The 16,106-nt window shown below is 67.8% G+C and carries 15 protein-coding genes and 1 pseudogene; 11 read left to right on the top strand and 5 right to left on the bottom strand.

Annotated features, from left to right (window positions below):
• Window positions 1–173, top strand: a pseudogene (locus tag LQD00_RS22825) (SNF2-related protein); the annotation flags it as partial.
• A 74-nt stretch (window positions 174–247) separates the two neighbouring features.
• On the opposite strand, the gene LQD00_RS05945 reads toward LQD00_RS22825, so the two are convergent.
• Complete coding sequence (locus tag LQD00_RS05945; protein ID WP_232716095.1) at window positions 248–3,235, bottom strand: DEAD/DEAH box helicase; 2,988 nt, start codon at window positions 3,233–3,235, stop codon at window positions 248–250.
• A 121-nt stretch (window positions 3,236–3,356) separates the two neighbouring features.
• Between LQD00_RS05945 and LQD00_RS05950 the strand changes: the two genes are divergently transcribed.
• On the top strand, window positions 3,357–3,515 hold the full coding sequence (locus tag LQD00_RS05950; RefSeq protein WP_232716096.1) for a hypothetical protein: 159 nt from the start codon (window positions 3,357–3,359) through the stop codon (window positions 3,513–3,515).
• A 68-nt stretch (window positions 3,516–3,583) separates the two neighbouring features.
• Here the strand turns inward: LQD00_RS05950 and LQD00_RS05955 are convergent, their stop codons facing one another.
• Complete coding sequence (locus tag LQD00_RS05955; protein WP_232716097.1) at window positions 3,584–4,072, bottom strand: beta-class carbonic anhydrase; 489 nt, start codon at window positions 4,070–4,072, stop codon at window positions 3,584–3,586.
• 337 nt (window positions 4,073–4,409) lie between these two features.
• Here LQD00_RS05955 and LQD00_RS05960 point away from each other — a divergent pair, with 337 nt between their 5' ends.
• Genes LQD00_RS05960 through LQD00_RS05970 form a run of 3 tightly spaced genes read left to right on the top strand, consistent with a single transcriptional unit; the run spans window position 4,410 to window position 6,479 of the window.
• Window positions 4,410–5,531 (top strand): hypothetical protein, encoded by a 1,122-nt coding sequence (locus LQD00_RS05960; protein WP_232716098.1) that lies wholly within the window; start codon window positions 4,410–4,412, stop codon window positions 5,529–5,531.
• Complete coding sequence (locus LQD00_RS05965) at window positions 5,528–6,106, top strand: DUF3558 family protein (protein ID WP_232716099.1); 579 nt, start codon at window positions 5,528–5,530, stop codon at window positions 6,104–6,106. The genes LQD00_RS05960 and LQD00_RS05965 overlap by 4 nt, the downstream gene beginning before the upstream one ends.
• 19 nt (window positions 6,107–6,125) lie before the next feature.
• Window positions 6,126–6,479, top strand: a complete 354-nt coding sequence (locus LQD00_RS05970) for a hypothetical protein (protein WP_232716100.1) — start codon at window positions 6,126–6,128, stop codon at window positions 6,477–6,479.
• A 103-nt stretch (window positions 6,480–6,582) separates the two neighbouring features.
• On the opposite strand, the gene LQD00_RS05975 is transcribed toward LQD00_RS05970, so the two are convergent.
• Window positions 6,583–7,518, bottom strand: a complete 936-nt coding sequence (locus tag LQD00_RS05975) for an ABC transporter substrate-binding protein (RefSeq protein WP_232716161.1) — start codon at window positions 7,516–7,518, stop codon at window positions 6,583–6,585.
• A 380-nt stretch (window positions 7,519–7,898) separates the two neighbouring features.
• Between LQD00_RS05975 and ctaD the strand changes: the two genes are divergently transcribed.
• Genes ctaD through LQD00_RS05995 form a run of 4 tightly spaced genes read left to right on the top strand, consistent with a single transcriptional unit; the run spans window position 7,899 to window position 12,228 of the window.
• Window positions 7,899–9,683 carry an aa3-type cytochrome oxidase subunit I gene (gene ctaD, locus LQD00_RS05980; protein WP_232716101.1) on the top strand — a complete coding sequence of 595 codons (1,785 nt, stop codon included), beginning with the start codon at window positions 7,899–7,901 and terminating at the stop codon, window positions 9,681–9,683.
• 3 nt (window positions 9,684–9,686) lie between these two features.
• Entirely contained in the window at window positions 9,687–10,928 is a 1,242-nt protein-coding gene (serB, locus tag LQD00_RS05985; protein ID WP_232716102.1) for a phosphoserine phosphatase SerB, read from the top strand.
• A 9-nt stretch (window positions 10,929–10,937) separates the two neighbouring features.
• Entirely contained in the window at window positions 10,938–11,756 is an 819-nt protein-coding gene (locus LQD00_RS05990) for an aminoacyl-tRNA hydrolase (RefSeq protein WP_232716103.1), read from the top strand.
• 19 nt (window positions 11,757–11,775) lie between these two features.
• On the top strand, window positions 11,776–12,228 hold the full coding sequence (locus tag LQD00_RS05995; RefSeq protein ID WP_232716104.1) for a cupin domain-containing protein: 453 nt from the start codon (window positions 11,776–11,778) through the stop codon (window positions 12,226–12,228).
• 15 nt (window positions 12,229–12,243) lie between these two features.
• Here the strand turns inward: LQD00_RS05995 and LQD00_RS06000 are convergent, their stop codons facing one another.
• Window positions 12,244–13,257 carry an LLM class flavin-dependent oxidoreductase gene (locus LQD00_RS06000; RefSeq protein ID WP_232716163.1) on the bottom strand — a complete coding sequence of 338 codons (1,014 nt, stop codon included), beginning with the start codon at window positions 13,255–13,257 and terminating at the stop codon, window positions 12,244–12,246.
• Between the two features lie 121 nt (window positions 13,258–13,378).
• Here LQD00_RS06000 and LQD00_RS06005 point away from each other — a divergent pair, with 121 nt between their 5' ends.
• Together LQD00_RS06005 and LQD00_RS06010 are read left to right on the top strand one after the other, a co-directional pair.
• Window positions 13,379–14,215: an ABC transporter ATP-binding protein gene (locus LQD00_RS06005; protein WP_232716105.1), complete on the top strand. Its 837-nt coding sequence runs from the start codon at window positions 13,379–13,381 to the stop codon at window positions 14,213–14,215.
• Window positions 14,212–15,036: an NUDIX hydrolase gene (locus LQD00_RS06010; protein ID WP_119032821.1), complete on the top strand. Its 825-nt coding sequence runs from the start codon at window positions 14,212–14,214 to the stop codon at window positions 15,034–15,036. The genes LQD00_RS06005 and LQD00_RS06010 overlap by 4 nt, the downstream gene beginning before the upstream one ends.
• A 3-nt stretch (window positions 15,037–15,039) precedes the next feature.
• Here LQD00_RS06010 and ligD read toward each other — a convergent pair whose 3' ends face one another.
• On the bottom strand, window positions 15,040–16,020 hold the full coding sequence (gene ligD / locus LQD00_RS06015; RefSeq protein WP_119032820.1) for a non-homologous end-joining DNA ligase: 981 nt from the start codon (window positions 16,018–16,020) through the stop codon (window positions 15,040–15,042).
• Window positions 16,021–16,106 lie beyond the last annotated feature (86 nt).

Below are 16,106 nucleotides of genomic sequence, written 5' to 3' on the forward strand. Positions count from 1 at the left end.
AGGCCATCCGGAACATCCCCGCCGACCGACGCCTCGCGCTGACCGGCACCCCGGTGGAGAACCGCCTCGAGGACCTGCGCGCGGTGATCGACCTGGTGAACCCCGGACTGCTGGGGTCGGCGTCGGTGTTCCGTGCCCGATATGCCGAACCCGTCGACGAACGCCCGCGACCACGGTGTGAGGCCGTATCCGCGGACGGCGATGGTGCCGCGTTCGCCCTTGCGCTGGGTGCCCTTCTTGCGGACGGTCATTCGCTCACCGCCTCCTCGCGGAGCCGGAACAGTTCGAAGAGTTCGTCGTCGGCGAGGTCAGACACCCAGTTCTCGCCGGCGGCGACGGTGAGCCGCGACAGTTCGCGCTTCTTGGCGATCATGTCGTCGATCCGTTCCTCGATGGTGCCGACGCAGACGAACCGGTGCACGGACACCTTCTGGTTCTGGCCGATGCGGTAGGCGCGGTCGGTGGCCTGGTCCTCGACGGCGGGATTCCACCAACGGTCCACGTGGATGACATGGTTGGCCGCGGTGAGGTTGAGGCCGGTACCGCCCGCCTTGAGGGTCGCCAGCATCACCGGGGGGCCGTCGTCGGACTGGAAGCCGGCGACCATGCGATCGCGTTCCGTGCGGCCGAGTCCGCCGTGGAGCAACGGGATCTCGGTGCCGAACTGTTCGGCGAGCCAACCCGACAGCATCTCGCCGAATGCCGCGAACTGGGTGAAAACGAGTGCGCGGTCACCTTCGTCGGCGACGGTGGAGACGATGTCGGCCAGCAATTCGACCTTGCCCGAGCGGTGTTCGCCGTCGCGGATGAGGTCGGTGCCGTCGCCGAGGTAGTGCGCCGGGTGGTTGCACACCTGCTTGAGTCGGGTGAGTGCGGCCAGCACGTTGCGACGTCGCAGGGTGCGTTGCTGTTTGTCGCGCAGCGCGGCCATGAGTTCGTCGATGACCGCACGGTAGAGGGCGGCCTGCTCGACGGTGAGGTTGGCGCGCACCGCGAAATCCGCCTTCTCCGGCAGATCGGCGGCGATGGCGGGGTCGGTCTTCTCGCGGCGCAGGATGAACGGCCGGGTGATCGCGGAGAGGCGTCGGAGGGCACCGGGGTCGCGGTCGCGTTCGATGGGTTCGGCATATCGGGCACGGAACACCGACGCCGACCCCAGCAGTCCGGGGTTCACCAGGTCGATCACCGCGCGCAGGTCCTCGAGGCGGTTCTCCACCGGGGTGCCGGTCAGCGCGAGGCGTCGGTCGGCGGGGATGTTCCGGATGGCCTTGGAGGCAATCGTGTTGACGTTCTTGAGGTGTTGGGCCTCGTCGACGACGACGCGGTGCCAGGGATGTTCGGAGAGCAGTTCGAGATCGCGGCCGGCGATCGCGAAGGTCGTGATCACCACGTCGACGGAGTTCCGGATCGCGGTGAAGGCGGCTCCCGATGCCCGCGAGGGGCCGTGGTGGATCGCCACCCGCAGCGTGGGCGCGAAACGTGCGAACTCACGAGACCAGTTGCCGACCAGCGACATCGGGCAGACCACCAGGGTGGGTCCGGGGGTGTCGTCGACCACATTTCGCTCGTGGCACTCGAGTGCGATCACCTGCAGCGTCTTGCCCAGTCCCATGTCGTCGGCGAGTACTCCTCCGACGCCCAGATTCGACAGATGTGCCAGCCAGTCCAGACCCCGCTGCTGATAGGGGCGCAGCACGGCCTCCAGATCGGCTGGGGGAGTGACGGGCTCGGGTCGGATGGCGCCCCCTTCGGCGACGTCGTCGAGCCACGAGAGTCCTTCGACCCGGGTTACCGGGACCGGGAGCTTGTCGGCCTCGCCCGTCACCAGGCCGAACAGTTCGCCGAAGTCTGCGGGCGGTTGGGATGCGGCGAGCGCCCGCTGGGTTGCCACGAATGCGGCGGCGCGCGTCAGCGCCGATCCCTCGGCGCGAACCCACACGCCGCGTACCCGGACGAGATCGCCCTTCTGCCCGGACAACTCGTCGAGGTCGGCGTCGGTCAGGGTGATGGCGTCGGAAGTGTCACCCAGAGCCAGGCGCCATTCGAACTCGCGGATCTCGCGGAGTCCGACCATCGCCGCCGGTGCGCCGCCACCAGGTGGGGGCAGTGCGCGCAGGGTGAGGCTTGGTCGGACCTCGGCGATGGTGCGGGGGAGCAGCACCGGGATGCCGGCGGCGCCGAGAGCGGCGGCGCCGGTGGCGAACAGCTCGGCGGCGACGTCGGTGGGGAGCATGAAGTCGAGGGAGCCGCGATCCGGGTCGGCCCGGTCGAGTTCGGGGAACTCGCGTACCGCGGTGGCCAGCGCCGTGGTCAGCTCGTCGAGCTCGTGGGCGTCGAGACGATGAGGCGCCACCGGTTCGATCTGACCGTCGATGCTGCGCCGGCAGACCTCGAGTCGCCACCGGGAGGCGTCGGCGACGTCGTCGCGGGTCGGCAGGTCGAAGGAGTCGTCGTCCCACGCGTCGTCCCAGTGGGACTCGGCGAGGTCGTCGTACTCGGGTTCGTGGAGACGGAAGATGAGGGACTGGTCGTCCCGCGGCACCCCGGCATTCCACCGGGACCAGCTCCCCACGGCGGCCGCGAGTCGCTCGGGGGAACAGGGCGGGCCGGCGTCGGTGCCGGGCAGCAGCGCTCGGACCACCGGCGACGCCGGACGCGGCTCGCCGAGCCGGGGGACGGAGCGGGCGATCGTGGTGCGGCACTCGTGGTCGACGAGCTCGGCGAGGAAGTCGTCCAGCGCGGCGTGGGAGCCGTTGTGCAGCAGAGAGTCCGGAGCGCTCCCCAGGACGACGGCATGCCAGCTGCGCCACGTCGGCGTCGGGATGACGACCCAGCGGAGCAACCATTCGCCCGCAACCTGCTCGACCGACGGTGCCACCGAGCCGGCGGCGACGAATGATCGCACGCCGTCGAGCAGATACCGGTACCACCGGACGTCACCGGTGACCGTCACCGACCGCGAGACGTCGAGCAGGGACACCGCAGAGGTCAGGCCGAGCGTCGCAGCACGGACGAACTGCCGTCGGTTGCCCTCGCCGACGATCGGGATCTCGCTGCGGAACCGGCGGCCGGACAGGGCGTCACGGAGCGGCTCCGGCAGGTCGGCCGGTTCGCCGTCGACCCACACGGCCATACCCACACCGGGTCGCCACAGGGCGTGAAGCGGTGCGAGGGAACGAGGCGTCGGGGCGGAGTCCGGGGGAGTCGGCCCACTGAGCTGCGATTCTGATGGCATCGAGGATCGCCCGCCAGTCTAACGACGGCCCCCGACACGGCGGTTTCCCCGTCGATCGTCGCGGGTAAGGGAGAAGATCGATTCGCAGGCACAGCGGCATCACGAGTGCGAGGAGGCACCGATGGGACAGTCGAAGGACCAGCAGGCCGAACATGACGAGGGCACTGCCGAGGTTCGCAAGGACCCGCCCGGCCCCAAGGACCACGGACGTGAGGGCGGCATGGCGACCCGGGAGAACGCGCCCGACGCGGTGAAGCGCTCGGACGACTCCGGGGCCTGACGAGAAGCGACTGACCGGATACGCAGCAGTGCGCGTACCCGGTCAGTTCTGTCTACAGATCAGAAAGGTCAAGAGACCTCGCGGAGAAGACCGGTCGCGACGTCGAAGACGAACCCGCGCAGCGAGCTGGTCTTGGTGATGTACGGGCTGTTCTTGATGCGGTTGAGCGACTGGCGCACGTCCTCGTCGAGGTCGCTGAACGCCTCGGCGGCCCATTCCGGCTTCTGACCGATCTCGGCCTGGATGTCGCGCTTGAAGTCGTCGTCGGTGAAGGTGAGCATTCCGCAGTCGGTGTGGTGGATCAGGACGATCTCGGTGGTTCCGAGAAGGCGCTGACTGATCGCGAGAGAGCGGATCTCGTCGGCGGTGACGACGCCGCCGGCATTGCGGATCACGTGGGCCTCGCCCTCGTTGATGCCGAGGGCGCGATAGACGTCGAGGCGGGCGTCCATGCACGCGACGATGGCGATGTGCTTGCTCGGCGGGAGCGGCAGCGGGCCGTTGAACGATTTGGCGTATTCGGCGTTGTTGGCCAGGTACTGATCGGTGACAGTCATGCGCAAACAGTGATACGTCAGAACGTCTGGGGCGAGGGTTTGACCTCGCGTGAGTGAAAAAGGGTGACTGCTGCAGAACAGGTGCTAGCGGCGGTGCCTGCTCGTCAGGCTGAGCCTGTGGACTGGTTGCGTAGCGCCGGAAGCTCGGTTGATACGGTCGGCGGACGTTGATTTCGGGGGATCGACAGATCGGGGGGCCGCCGGGTGGCGGAGACGTTGAAAGCTGAACCGGAGTGGATCTGTGGGCTGGGGAACCATGTTCAAATACTGAGTACCAACGTGCTGGCGGACCCTGGTTCATGACCACAGCGGGTCGACTGGTGACTTCCGAGGTCTGATGGGTTCGCTGAGAGGGCCGGTCGACGCTCTCTCGGACGGCACTGCTCAACGCCAGGCGAAGTTCGTGCCTGCGCTCTACGGGACCAGCGTCAGCCTGAAACAGGCGGCGTGGAACTACACCAGCACCGATCATGACGCGAGCCTCGGTATCCGGAATACCGAGACCACCGAGTACAACTCCAACCCGTTCGCGTCCCCGTTGCTGGTGGAGCTCGGGGTCGTGTCCGACCCCGTGCGCCGCTACGAAGCGGTGAGGGACGTCGACGGTGCTCATGCATTTCCGCCGCCTCAGACGGTTGACGTATCGCCGCCACCCGCGGAGAACGTCGACTGGAACGCCATCATCAGCGAGACGGCTGGGTGGCTGGCCGACGCGGATGCGTTCATCAAAGATCTGAGCGGTTGGAGCCCGATCGAGGCGGCGCTCGAGCCGGTGGCCGGCAACTTCACGGAGCTGAAGCGCATCGGCAAGACATACGGAAAATCCGGGGCTGCGCTGACCGCCGCGGCATCCGACCTGGCCACAGGTCACCGCGAAGTCGACAGTCACTGGGATGGCCGCGCGGCTGTCGCCTACTCCTCCTACAGCTTCGACATGCAGCGGGGTCTTGAGTGGGAAGGCGCGGTCGGGAGGCTCATCGATCGCGGTCTCGCAAAGGCGGCGGAGGCCTTGGAAGCCGCAGCCAAAGCTGTCGTGGAACTGGTCAAGAAGGGCCTCTCACGAATCGTGAGGGTCGATGGCTTCACCGGGGCCCTCAAACTCGCCGCGAAGTTCGTCCCCGGAGCCGGTACCGCCGCCGCGATCGCTGAAGTGACCGCCATGCTTGTCGAGGTCGGTCAGCAGGCCGACTCCCTGGTGAAAGAAGTCAAAGAGGGAATCGACGCACTGAAGACGTTCCTCGCGTTCTGCGAGGACCCGATCGGCTTCGCCAAGGGCAAGGCCGAGGACCGCATCATGGACGAACTGAAACCTTTTACCGACTATGTCGACAAGGTCGAGGATCGCGGCGAACTCACGGCTGACACCCTGACAACTGCCGACATCGATCGGTTGGCTGACACTCCGTCGGATGCCTACGCCCCGGGAACGGGACCTGAACTATGGGAGGACGCTAAATGATTGGTCTGCGAACCGGTCTCGTTGTGACCGCAGCAGCTGGGACGCTGATGATCAGCGCTTGCGGGAGTGAAGAATCCGGTGGCGACCCGGCTCCGGGAACTCCGAGCAGCATTGCCTCCTCGGCGGGCAACTCGGGGAGCCCGACGAACATCACTTTCGCATCGGGTGACGACATCTGCAGCGCCCTGACCGAAGCCGACATCGCTCCTCTGAAGACCGGACCGGTTGACGGGAGCCCGGAACCAACAGAGGACCGGGGACGCCCGGGCTGCAAGTGGCCGGTCAGCCCCGGCTATGGCTCGCTGGCGATCGAGGTGTTCAAGCCCGCGAACGAAGAGGTCTTCATCTCTACGGCGAGCGACGAGTCGGCGGCATACCCGGTGGGTTCAGGCACCGGGTATCCGAGCAAGGTCGGTGGCGGCTCCACGTGCACGGCGTTCGTCAAGACACCGAAGTCGCCCGAAGGGTACGGGTTGCGCGTGACCATCAACTCGGACAGCGACGCCGAAGGCGCCGAGAAGTGCAGGGCCACCGCTCCGCAGACCGAGAAGGTACTCAAGGTCCTGGAGTGGTGACCACACGCGAAGGCATGACATGACATTCCCGGAATTCGACGCGGCTTTCCGCGCCCTCGAGCGCGCGATGGACGACGTGGCCACCGCGACGCATCGAGCCAACAACCTTGAGTTCCCGGATGTTTCGTTCCAAAGCCCACCAGCCGGCCCCGTGCCCGATCCAGGTCGGACGGGTGACGACTTCGCAGATCTACAGCGGTGGGCCACCGACGAACACGCGCGGAATGCAGAGTTCCGGCGCCGCGTCGATGAGGCTGTGGACGCAGAAATGGACGCCGCAGGAGGCTGGCTGCCCGACGGGCGGCAGGCGCAGATCATCGAGGACGTTCGCGCGCACATGCTCGAGCAGCTTCGACGCGTGGGCGGGCGCTGATCCCTCGACTCCGAAAAGTGGCGGCCTGTAACCAGGTCCCCGCAGAGTCGTCGTCAGAGCCGGATGGCGACACCCAGGCCGCACTCTGTCCGACCGGCAGTCCTCAGGAGTTGCCGTCGAGCGAACCCTTGACGTCGTTGAGGACCAGCCAGGCGGCGGCGAGGCCGGAGGAGTCGTACCAGACGGCGTCGTCGACGGCGAGGACGCGCTTCCACATCGAGGCGCCGAGGCCCAGCCACTCGTCGCTGAGCAGAACTTCTTCGCCGTGCTGCTGGCCCTTCTCGCCCTCGAAGCTCACATAGATGAGGTCACCTTCGGCCTCGCGGAAGTTCTCGGACGTGACGGGGAAGGAGTCGGGGACCCGTTGCGGAGCGGGTCGCTGCACGCCGATCTCGCCGAGGATCTGGCCGGCGAAAGTGTCCATGCCGGCGATGGTCTCCGAGTCCTCGCCGAACCGGACCAGCGACACCTGGGTGTGCGAGGCGTCCATGCGCCTGCCGGTCTTGGCGGCCTCTGTGGTGAACTCGGCCAGACGCTGACGGCCGGCCTCGCTGCGGTCGACCGCGTCGGCCACCGCCTGGAACTGTTCCTGCCAGTCGCCGGCCGGGATGGTCACCGAGCGGACATCGCGGAAGGTCTTCGACGCCGCAACGGTCTCGGGCGTCGTGAGGACGAGGTCGGCGTCGGCCTCCGCAACCGTAGCGGCGTCGGGGGTGGCCCCGATCGCCGGTACGGACGTCAGTTGCGGCCCGAGGTACGCGGGCACCGAGCCGGGAGCGGCGGTCACGGCGGCCACCTTGTCGCCCATGCCGAGAGCACACAGTGCGTCGAGGAGCGTCGGATCGGTCACCACGATCCGGGCGGCGTCGGTGGTGCCGGATTCGGCGGCCGTGGGCGCGAGACACGTCTTCGAGAAGTCACGCTCGGGGGAGACGATGTTGACCTCCGCGACGCGCGTGACGGTGGTCGAGATGGGGGAGCCGTCGGGAGTGGTCAGCTGCTCGTCACTCGAGCACGCCGCTGCAGCGACGACGACCATGCCGAGGGCCGCCGCTGCCCAGACGGGCCGGCGACCCCGAACACGACGAACACGTACATCCGTGACCCCGTTACCCCTGCTCTGCACCCGCCCAACCTAGCACCGGCGCCGGGGCGTCGAGCGTAGGCTTCCACGGGGCCGCCAGACCGTCGGCCGCAGACACCGAGCGGGGTCGCCAGACCACCCGGCGCGTCGAAGGAGGAAAAGGGTTTGAGCACGGCCGATGTGGTGCGTCGGGCGTCGAATACGACAGATCGTAGGACCCGTTCGGCCCGGGCGTCGGGAAGGGTTTAGGATCAGTACTCAGCGCTCGGTTTGTGTTCATGTGCCGACCGACGTTCGAAGGGGTTCGACGTCGAGCTCGCGCAAGAGGAGGATCTGTGACCGCGGTAGACCAACCCACCACGCAAGTGGCTCCAGTGCGACCATTCCCGGAGCGCTATCAGCCCAAGGGTTCGTTCATCTACAAGCTGTTGACGACGACCGATCACAAGCTGATCGGCATGATGTACATCACTGCATGTTTCGCGTTCTTCCTCATCGGCGGCCTGATGGCCCTGCTGATGCGTGGTGAGCTCGCGGCTCCGGGCATGCAGTTCCTGTCGACAGAGCAGTTCAACCAGCTCTTCACGATGCACGGCACCGTGATGCTGCTGATGTACGCGACCCCGATCGTCATCGGCTTCGCCAACTTCGTGTTGCCGCTGCAGATCGGTTCGCCCGACGTCGCCTTCCCGCGACTGAACGCACTCGGCTTCTGGCTGTTCGTCTTCGGTTCGACCATCGCCATCGCCGGCTTCATCACCCCGGGCGGTGCCGCCGACTTCGGTTGGACGGCGTACACGCCGCTGACCGACGCCGTACACAGCCCCGGCCTCGGTGCCGACCTGTGGATCATGGGTCTGGGTGTGTCCGGTCTGGGCACCATCCTCGGCGCGGTCAACATGGTCACCACCGTGGTCTGCCTCCGTGCACCCGGTATGACGATGTTCCGCATGCCGATCTTCACCTGGAACATCCTGGTGACCAGCGTGCTCATCCTGCTGATCTTCCCGCTGCTGACCGCTGCCCTGATGGGCCTCGAGGTCGACCGCCAGTTCGGCGCCCACATCTACGACCCGGCCAACGGCGGTGTCATCCTGTGGCAGCACCTGTTCTGGTTCTTCGGACACCCCGAGGTGTACGTCATCGCGCTGCCGTTCTTCGGCATCGTCTCGGAGGTCTTCCCGGTCTTCTCGCGTAAGCCGATCTTCGGATACTCGGGCCTGATCTACGCGACCCTGGCCATCGCCGCCCTGTCGGCCGCGGTGTGGGCGCACCACATGTACGTCACCGGCGCCGTGCTGCTGCCGTTCTTCTCCTTCATGACGTTCCTGATCGCGGTTCCGACCGGCGTGAAGTTCTTCAACTGGATCGGAACGATGTGGCGAGGTCACATCACGTTCGAGACGCCGATGCTGTTCTCCGTCGGCTTCATCGTGACCTTCCTCTTCGGTGGTCTGACCGGCGTCCTGCTCGCGAGCCCGCCGCTGGACTTCCACCTGTCCGACAGCTACTTCGTGGTCGCGCACTTCCACTACGTGCTCTTCGGAACCATCGTGTTCGCCACCTACGCCGGCATCTACTTCTGGTTCCCGAAGATGACCGGACGCATGCTCGACGAGCGCCTCGGCAAGATCCACTTCTGGCTGACGTTCATCGGCTTCCACATGACGTTCCTGGTGCAGCACTGGCTGGGCAACGAGGGCATGCCGCGTCGTTACGCCGACTACCTGCCGTCGGATGGCTTCACCACGCTGAACACCATCTCGACCGTCGGTGCGTTCATCCTCGGCCTGTCGACCCTGCCGTTCCTGTGGAACGTCTTCCGCAGCTACCGCTACGGCGAGGTCGTGACCGTCGACGATCCGTGGGGCTTCGGCAACTCGCTGGAGTGGGCGACCTCGTCGCCGCCGCCGCGCCACAACTTCACCGAGCTGCCCCGCATCCGTTCGGAGCGTCCGGCCTTCGAGCTGCACTACCCGCACATGATCGAGCGGATGCGTGCCGAGGCTCATGTCGGCCCGGGTCACGACGCGGGCAAGGATCGCCAGATGGAAGAGGCTCGTCGCGAGCCGTTCACCGTGGGATCGCACGAGGGATCGCCTGATCCCGATCCGCGCTGACCGGTGGGCAACGACTCAACAGGCACTACCGGTACGACCGTTCTCTTCACTGTCACCGGTCCCGACCGGCCAGGTGTCACCTCTGTTCTCATGGGTGCCCTGGCCGGTCAGGCCGTGGCACTGCTCGACGTCGAGCAGGTGGTCATCCGCGGTCAGCTGACGCTCGGCGTGCTCGTCTCCGCGAACGGAGATCCCGAGACGCTGCAGGAGATCGTCGAGCAGGCGATGGCCTCCATCGGCTTCGACGTGCGGGTGGAGATCGGTGTCGATTCGGGTAGCCGTTCGACCTCGTCTCATGCCGTCGTGATCCTGGGCAGTCCGGTCACGGCCACCGCCTTCAGCGCGGTCGCCGCGAAACTCGCCGGTCAGGGCGGAAACATCGACTCGATCCGCGGTATCGCCGACTATCCGCTCACCGGCCTCGAACTGATGGTCAGCGTGGCCGGACGCGGCGGGGTGGCCGCCGACGCGGCCCTGCGCAAGGGTCTCGCCGAGGTCGCCGCGAAGCACTCGGTCGACATCGCCGTCGAACGCGGTGGTCTGGCCCGACGTGCCAAGCGCCTCATCGTCTTCGACGTCGACTCCACCCTCATCCAGGGTGAGGTCATCGAGATGCTCGCCGCGAAGGCCGGCCGCGAGGCCGAGGTCGCGGCGGTCACCGAAGCCGCCATGCGCGGTGAACTCGACTTCGAGCAGTCGCTGCATCAGCGCGTCGCGGCCCTCGCCGGGCTTGACGCCGGGGTCATCGACGACGTCGCGAAGTCCCTGCAGCTCACTCCTGGTGCGCGCACCACGATCCGCACGCTGCATCGGCTCGGTTTCCACTGCGGCCTGGTGTCCGGCGGATTCCGGCAGGTCATCGACGGGCTGGCCCACGAACTCGAACTCGACTTCGTGCGCGCGAACACCCTCGAGATCGTCGACGGCAAGCTCACCGGACGTGTGATCGGCGAGATCGTCGACCGGACCGGCAAGGCGCATGCGCTCCGCTCCTTCGCCGATCAGGTCGGTGTGCCGATGGAGCAGACGATCGCCGTCGGCGACGGTGCCAACGACATCGACATGCTCAGCGTCGCTGGACTCGGCATCGCCTTCAACGCGAAGCCCGCGTTGCGAGAGGTCGCCGACGCGACGCTCAACCATCCGTTCCTCGACGCCGTGCTGTTCATCCTCGGCGTCTCACGCGACGAGATCGAGGCCGCGGACGCCGCCGACGGCGTGTACCGGCGGGTCCCGCTCGGCTGACGTGTGGACATGTCGGACAGCGCTGACGTCACGGGTTCGCCGGTGCCGCCCGACGCCGTGACCGGGGAACCCGACAATTCGACGCGGCCACCCGTCACCCCCGATGCAGTGGTGACGAACCATCGACGCCTCGTCGGATACGTCGGTGGCGGTGAGGATCCCGAGGACCCGGCCGACGTCCTGGCGATGGCGATGGTACTGCGCATCGAGAAATCCGATCCGCCGAATCGCACCGATCTGCTGACCGCGGCCGCGCGGGCCGTCGCACTGCTGTGTCTCGACGACCGCGCAGCCGGAGACGGGCCGTGGGCGAAGCCGATGGACGACTGGTGCAACGCGCGAATCCGCAAGATCGCCCGCCGTGCGCGTGGGGCGCAATGGGCTGCGGCGCAAGAGGTGTGGGGCGTGACCGCCACCGAGGGCGACGCCGAGGCGCGTGCGTTCGTACCCGGCCGCGTCGGCGATCTCGACCGTCGGGTGAAGAAGCTGCAGATCGGCGGCACCGAGGTCGACGGCGCACCGCGCACAGAGAAGCCAGATCACGGCGTGGTGCTGTGGACCAATCCCGGACTCGACATGACCGTCGGCAAGCTCGCCGCACAGGTCGGGCACGCTTCGATGCTCGCCGCGAAGTTGCTCGACGCCGACGAGGCGATCCGGTGGCGGCTCGACGAGTGTCCGCTGGCGGTGCGTGAGGCCACCCCAGAACGGTGGCGGGATCTGCTCGACGCCGATGCCGCCGGAACCGCGGTCGCGGTCCGCGACGCCGGCTTCACCGAGATCGCGCCCGGTTCGGTCACCGTCATCGCCGAGGTCGTCGGGAACTGATCACGAGACAGGGGAGCAGATGAGCGCTAGCGAGCTACCGGACTGGGCGAAAAGCCTTGACCTGCAACCGCACCCGGAGGGTGGCTGGTTCCGCGAGACCTGGCGCAGCGAGGTGGGTCTGCCGAACGCGGTGCTCCCGGCCGGTTACACCGGTGACCGGGCGGCCGGGACCGCCATCTACTTCGTTCTGATGCCCGGCCAACAGTCGGCCTGGCGCACCGTACGCAGCTCGGAGATCTGGCTGCACCACCGCGGGGCGCCGGTCCAACTCGATCTCGGCGGCGACGGCGAGGCCCCCGGCGACCCGACCCCGATCATCGTCGGGCCCGACATCGAGGCCGGACAGCATCCGCAGGCGCTGGTGCCGCCCGGCGTGTGGCAGCGTGCCCGCCCCGTCGGCGACGAGGCGGCTCTGGTCAGCTGCGTCGTCGTGCCAGGCTTCGACTTCGCGGACTTCCGGCTCGAGGACTGAGGCCCGCCGCCGGGATCAACTGCCCACGGCGACCGGTGAATTCGCCGGGGCGAGGTGTCCGAGCGTGCTCATCCAGACATCGCGGCTCGGCGCCAGCGACGCGACGATCAGCTCGTCGGCGTCGGCATGCCCGGCGAACCAGCTCAGGTACTGGCGCACCTCGTCGGGTGTTCCGATGCCGGCATAGGTGAGCATCTCGTCGATCTGGCGCCCCTGGGGCATCGACAGGACGGCGTCGGCCTCCTCGTCGGTGAAGGTCCGGCCGCGTCCGTACAGAAGTGAGACACGGTTGCGTCGGGCGATCTGCAACTGCTGCTGCGCTACGTCCGGGTCGTCGTCGGCGATCACGCCGACACCGGCGATCACATACGGCTCGGCGAGGACCTCCGACGGCCGGAACTCGCGGCGGTACAACTCGACTGCCTGCGTGAGGGCCTGCGGTGCGAAGTGGGACGCGAAGGCGTAGGGGAGTCCGAGGGCGGCAGCGAGCTGTGCGCCGAACAGCGACGAACCAAGGATGTAGAGAGGGACGTGGGTCCCGGCACCCGGGGTCGCACGGACCCCTTCGATGCGTGATTCGTCGCCGAGGAACGCCTGCAGCTCGAGCACGTCGTGGGGGAAACGCTCGGCCGAGGCGTGCGTCCGACGCAGTGCCTGGAAGGTCTGCTGGTCGCTGCCCGGCGCGCGGCCGAGTCCGAGGTCGATGCGGCCGGGATGCAGCTCGGCGAGGGTGCCGAACTGCTCGGCGATGGTGAGCGGGGCGTGGTTGGGCAGCATGACGCCGCCGGCACCCAGGCGGATGGTCGAGGTGTGGGCGGCGATGTGCGCGATGAGCACAGCAGGCGCCGACGACGCGATCGCCGACATGTTGTGGTGTTCGGCGTACCAGATCCGCTTGTATCCCCACTTCTCCGCGTTCTGCGCGAGATCGACACTGGCGGCAAGGCTTTCCGCGACGGTCTCGTCGCGGCCGACGGTGGCGAGATCCAGGATGGACAGAGGAAGGTTTTGAGCGGTCACGTAGTCCATCAACCCGCCGGACGGGTCGGAGTATTCCCGCCCGGTCCCTTCGACGCAGCTCACACCGGCCGTCCCCGACACGGCTCATCCGAACCGGTCGAACGCCCGGGCGTGAGGCAGGATAGGGGGCGTGACCGAATCCGATCCCGACCTCTTGATCGACTTCCGCGACGTCGCGATCGTCCGCGGCGGCAAAACGCTCGTCGGCCCGGTGTCCTGGCAGGTCGAACTCGACGAACGCTGGGTCATCATCGGCCCGAACGGCGCCGGTAAGACGACCCTGCTGCGCCTCGCCGGTGCGGAGGTCCACCCGACCTCGGGCACGGCGTTCGTGCTGAACGAGAAGCTGGGCCGGATCGAGATCCGCGAACTCGCGACGCGGATCGGCGTCGCCAGTCCCGCCCTCGTCGACCGGGTGCCCGACCACGAGGTCGTCAGCGACGTCGTCATCTCTGCGGGTTACGCGGTCCTGGGCCGCTGGCGCGAGGCGTACGACGACATGGACCGCGACCAGGCCGTCGAATCGCTGGAGTCGATGGGCGCCGAGCATCTCGCCGAACGCACCTTCGGGACCCTGTCGGAGGGGGAGCGCAAGCGCGTCATCATCGCCCGCGCTCTCATGACCGACCCCGAACTGCTGCTGCTCGACGAGCCGGCCGCAGGTCTCGACCTCGGCGGCCGTGAGGAACTCGTCGACCGTCTCGCCACCCTCGCCGCCGACCCCGATGCCCCCGCCATCGTGCTGATCACCCATCATGTGGAGGAGATCCCGGAGGGGTTCACGCACGCGCTGATCCTGTCCGAGGGTGGTGTCGTGGCTCAGGGCCTCCTCGAGGAGGTCATGACCAGCGAGAACCTGACGGCCGCCTTCCGGCAGCAGATCATCCTCGACAAGGTCGACGGCCGGTATTTCGCTCGACGCCGTCGCCGCGCGGGCGGTCACCGTCGAGCAGGAGGCAACCGATGACATCCACCGATCAGGGACCCGAGGTCGTGTCCGCACCGATCCGCGACGCCGCGACGGTCGTCCTGGTCCGGGACTCCGCCGACGGCATCGAGGTGTTCCTGCAGCGTCGGGTGAAGCAGATGGCCTTCGCCGGCGGCATGACCGTCTTCCCCGGTGGCGGCGTCGACAAGCGCGATGCCGGCGCCCACGTGGCCTGGACCGGGCCGGACGCCGCATGGTGGGCGTCGCAGTTCAACACCGATGACGAGCTCGCCCAGGCGCTCGTGTGCGCAGCCGTCCGCGAGACCTTCGAGGAGTGCGGGGTCCTGCTCGCGACCACCGCCGACGGGTCCTTCGCCGACCCGGGCGCGCTCGCGGACGACCGGCAGCGCCTCGTCGAGAAGTCGCTGTCCTTCGCGGAGTTCCTCACCGCCCGCGGCCTCACCTTGCGTGCCGATCTGCTGAGTCCGCTCGCACACTGGATCACCCCGGTCAACGAGAAGCGGCGCTACGACACCCGCTTCTTCCTCGCCGCCATGCCCGAGGGCCAGAAGGCCGACGCCGAGACCACCGAGGCCGAGGTGGCGCGCTGGGTCAACGCCCGCGTGGCGATCGACACCTGGGCCGACGGCAAGCACTTCCTGATGCCGCCGACCTGGGCGCAGCTCCACTACGTCAGCGGCTTCCCGCGCGTCGAGGAGCTGCTGGCCGCCGAGCGGTCCATCGAATGCATCCTCCCGAACACCACCCCGGGCGCCGGGCTCGCCGGACTCGGGTTCCCGGGCTCGGACGAGTACTTCCGCACGCTCGGCGATCAGACGCCGCCGGAGATCACGCTCTAGACCTCAGGCTTCGTCGAGATCGACGGTCTCGTCCTCGTCCTCGCCGATCTCCTCGCGATCGGCCCACTCGAGCAGGGTGTCGAGCCGGTAGGCGACGTCGTCGATCTCGGCGTGCAGGTCTCCGAGCTCCGCGAACCGCGCGGGCACGGTGGCGATGGTGAAGTCGTCGGGTTCGATGTCGTCGATCTCGTTCCAGCGGATCGGCGTGGACACCGTCGCACGCTGGTTCCCCCGTACCGAGTAGGCCGACGCCATGGTGTGGTCGCGGGTGTTCTGGTTGTAGTCGACGAACACCGCCGCCGGGTCGCGGTCCTTGCGCCACCAGGTCGTCGTGACGTCCTTGGGGGCGCGACGCTCGACCTCGCGGGCGAAGGCGAGCGCGGCGCGTCGTACCTGCGGGAAACCCCATTCGGGGGCGATGCGCACATAGATGTGCAGACCGCGACCACCCGAGGTCTTCGGGAAGCCGCGCATGCCCAGCTCGTCGAGGACCTCCTCGACGACGTGGGACACCCGCTGGATACGCGAGAAGGTGCAGTCCGGCATGGGGTCGAGATCGATGCGCCACTCGTCGGGGGACTCGGGGTCGGCGCGACGCGAGTTCCAGGGGTGGAACTCGACCGTCGACATCTGCACCGCCCAGATCACCGATGCCAGCTCGGTCACGCACAGCTCGTCGGCGGTCCGCCCGTACCGGGGGAAGTAGATCTCGGTGGTCTCCAACCAGTCCGGTGCGCCCGCCGGGACCCGCTTCTGGTGCACCTTGTTGCCGCTGACGCCCTTGGGGAAACGGTGCAGCATGCAGGGACGTTCGCGCAGGGCCCGCACGATGCCGTCGCCGACCGACAGGTAGTACTCGGCGAGGTCGCGCTTGGTCTCACCCCGCTCGGTGAAGTACACGCGATCCGGACTCGACAGGCGGACGGTGCGATCACCCACCGTCAGCTCGATCGGCTCACCTGCGGAACCCGCGCCTTTGGCCATGTCGCCCACTGTAGGGCGGTTCGATGTGACGCGTGGGATCTCCGGGACCGGTGACACCGGCCTGCGACACCGGGCCGACTTACCAG

Source organism: Gordonia metallireducens (assembly GCF_021245825.1).
Classification (GTDB): domain Bacteria; phylum Actinomycetota; class Actinomycetes; order Mycobacteriales; family Mycobacteriaceae; genus Gordonia; species Gordonia namibiensis.

What these genes read in the sequence shown, in the direction of transcription:
- LQD00_RS05945 (WP_232716095.1), bottom strand. Translation starts at nt 3,235, where the DNA reads ATGCCATCAGAATCGCAGCTCAGTGGGCCGACTCCCCCGGACTCCGCC.
- LQD00_RS05950 (WP_232716096.1), top strand. Translation starts at nt 3,357, where the DNA reads ATGGGACAGTCGAAGGACCAGCAGGCCGAACATGACGAGGGCACTGCC.
- LQD00_RS05955 (WP_232716097.1), bottom strand. Translation starts at nt 4,072, where the DNA reads ATGACTGTCACCGATCAGTACCTGGCCAACAACGCCGAATACGCCAAA.
- LQD00_RS05960 (WP_232716098.1), top strand. Translation starts at nt 4,410, where the DNA reads ATGGGTTCGCTGAGAGGGCCGGTCGACGCTCTCTCGGACGGCACTGCT.
- LQD00_RS05965 (WP_232716099.1), top strand. Translation starts at nt 5,528, where the DNA reads ATGATTGGTCTGCGAACCGGTCTCGTTGTGACCGCAGCAGCTGGGACG.
- LQD00_RS05970 (WP_232716100.1), top strand. Translation starts at nt 6,126, where the DNA reads ATGACATTCCCGGAATTCGACGCGGCTTTCCGCGCCCTCGAGCGCGCG.
- LQD00_RS05975 (WP_232716161.1), bottom strand. Translation starts at nt 7,518, where the DNA reads ATGGTCGTCGTCGCTGCAGCGGCGTGCTCGAGTGACGAGCAGCTGACC.
- LQD00_RS05990 (WP_232716103.1), top strand. Translation starts at nt 10,938, where the DNA reads ATGTCGGACAGCGCTGACGTCACGGGTTCGCCGGTGCCGCCCGACGCC.
- LQD00_RS05995 (WP_232716104.1), top strand. Translation starts at nt 11,776, where the DNA reads ATGAGCGCTAGCGAGCTACCGGACTGGGCGAAAAGCCTTGACCTGCAA.
- LQD00_RS06000 (WP_232716163.1), bottom strand. Translation starts at nt 13,257, where the DNA reads ATGGACTACGTGACCGCTCAAAACCTTCCTCTGTCCATCCTGGATCTC.
- LQD00_RS06010 (WP_119032821.1), top strand. Translation starts at nt 14,212, where the DNA reads ATGACATCCACCGATCAGGGACCCGAGGTCGTGTCCGCACCGATCCGC.
- ligD (WP_119032820.1), bottom strand. Translation starts at nt 16,020, where the DNA reads ATGGCCAAAGGCGCGGGTTCCGCAGGTGAGCCGATCGAGCTGACGGTG.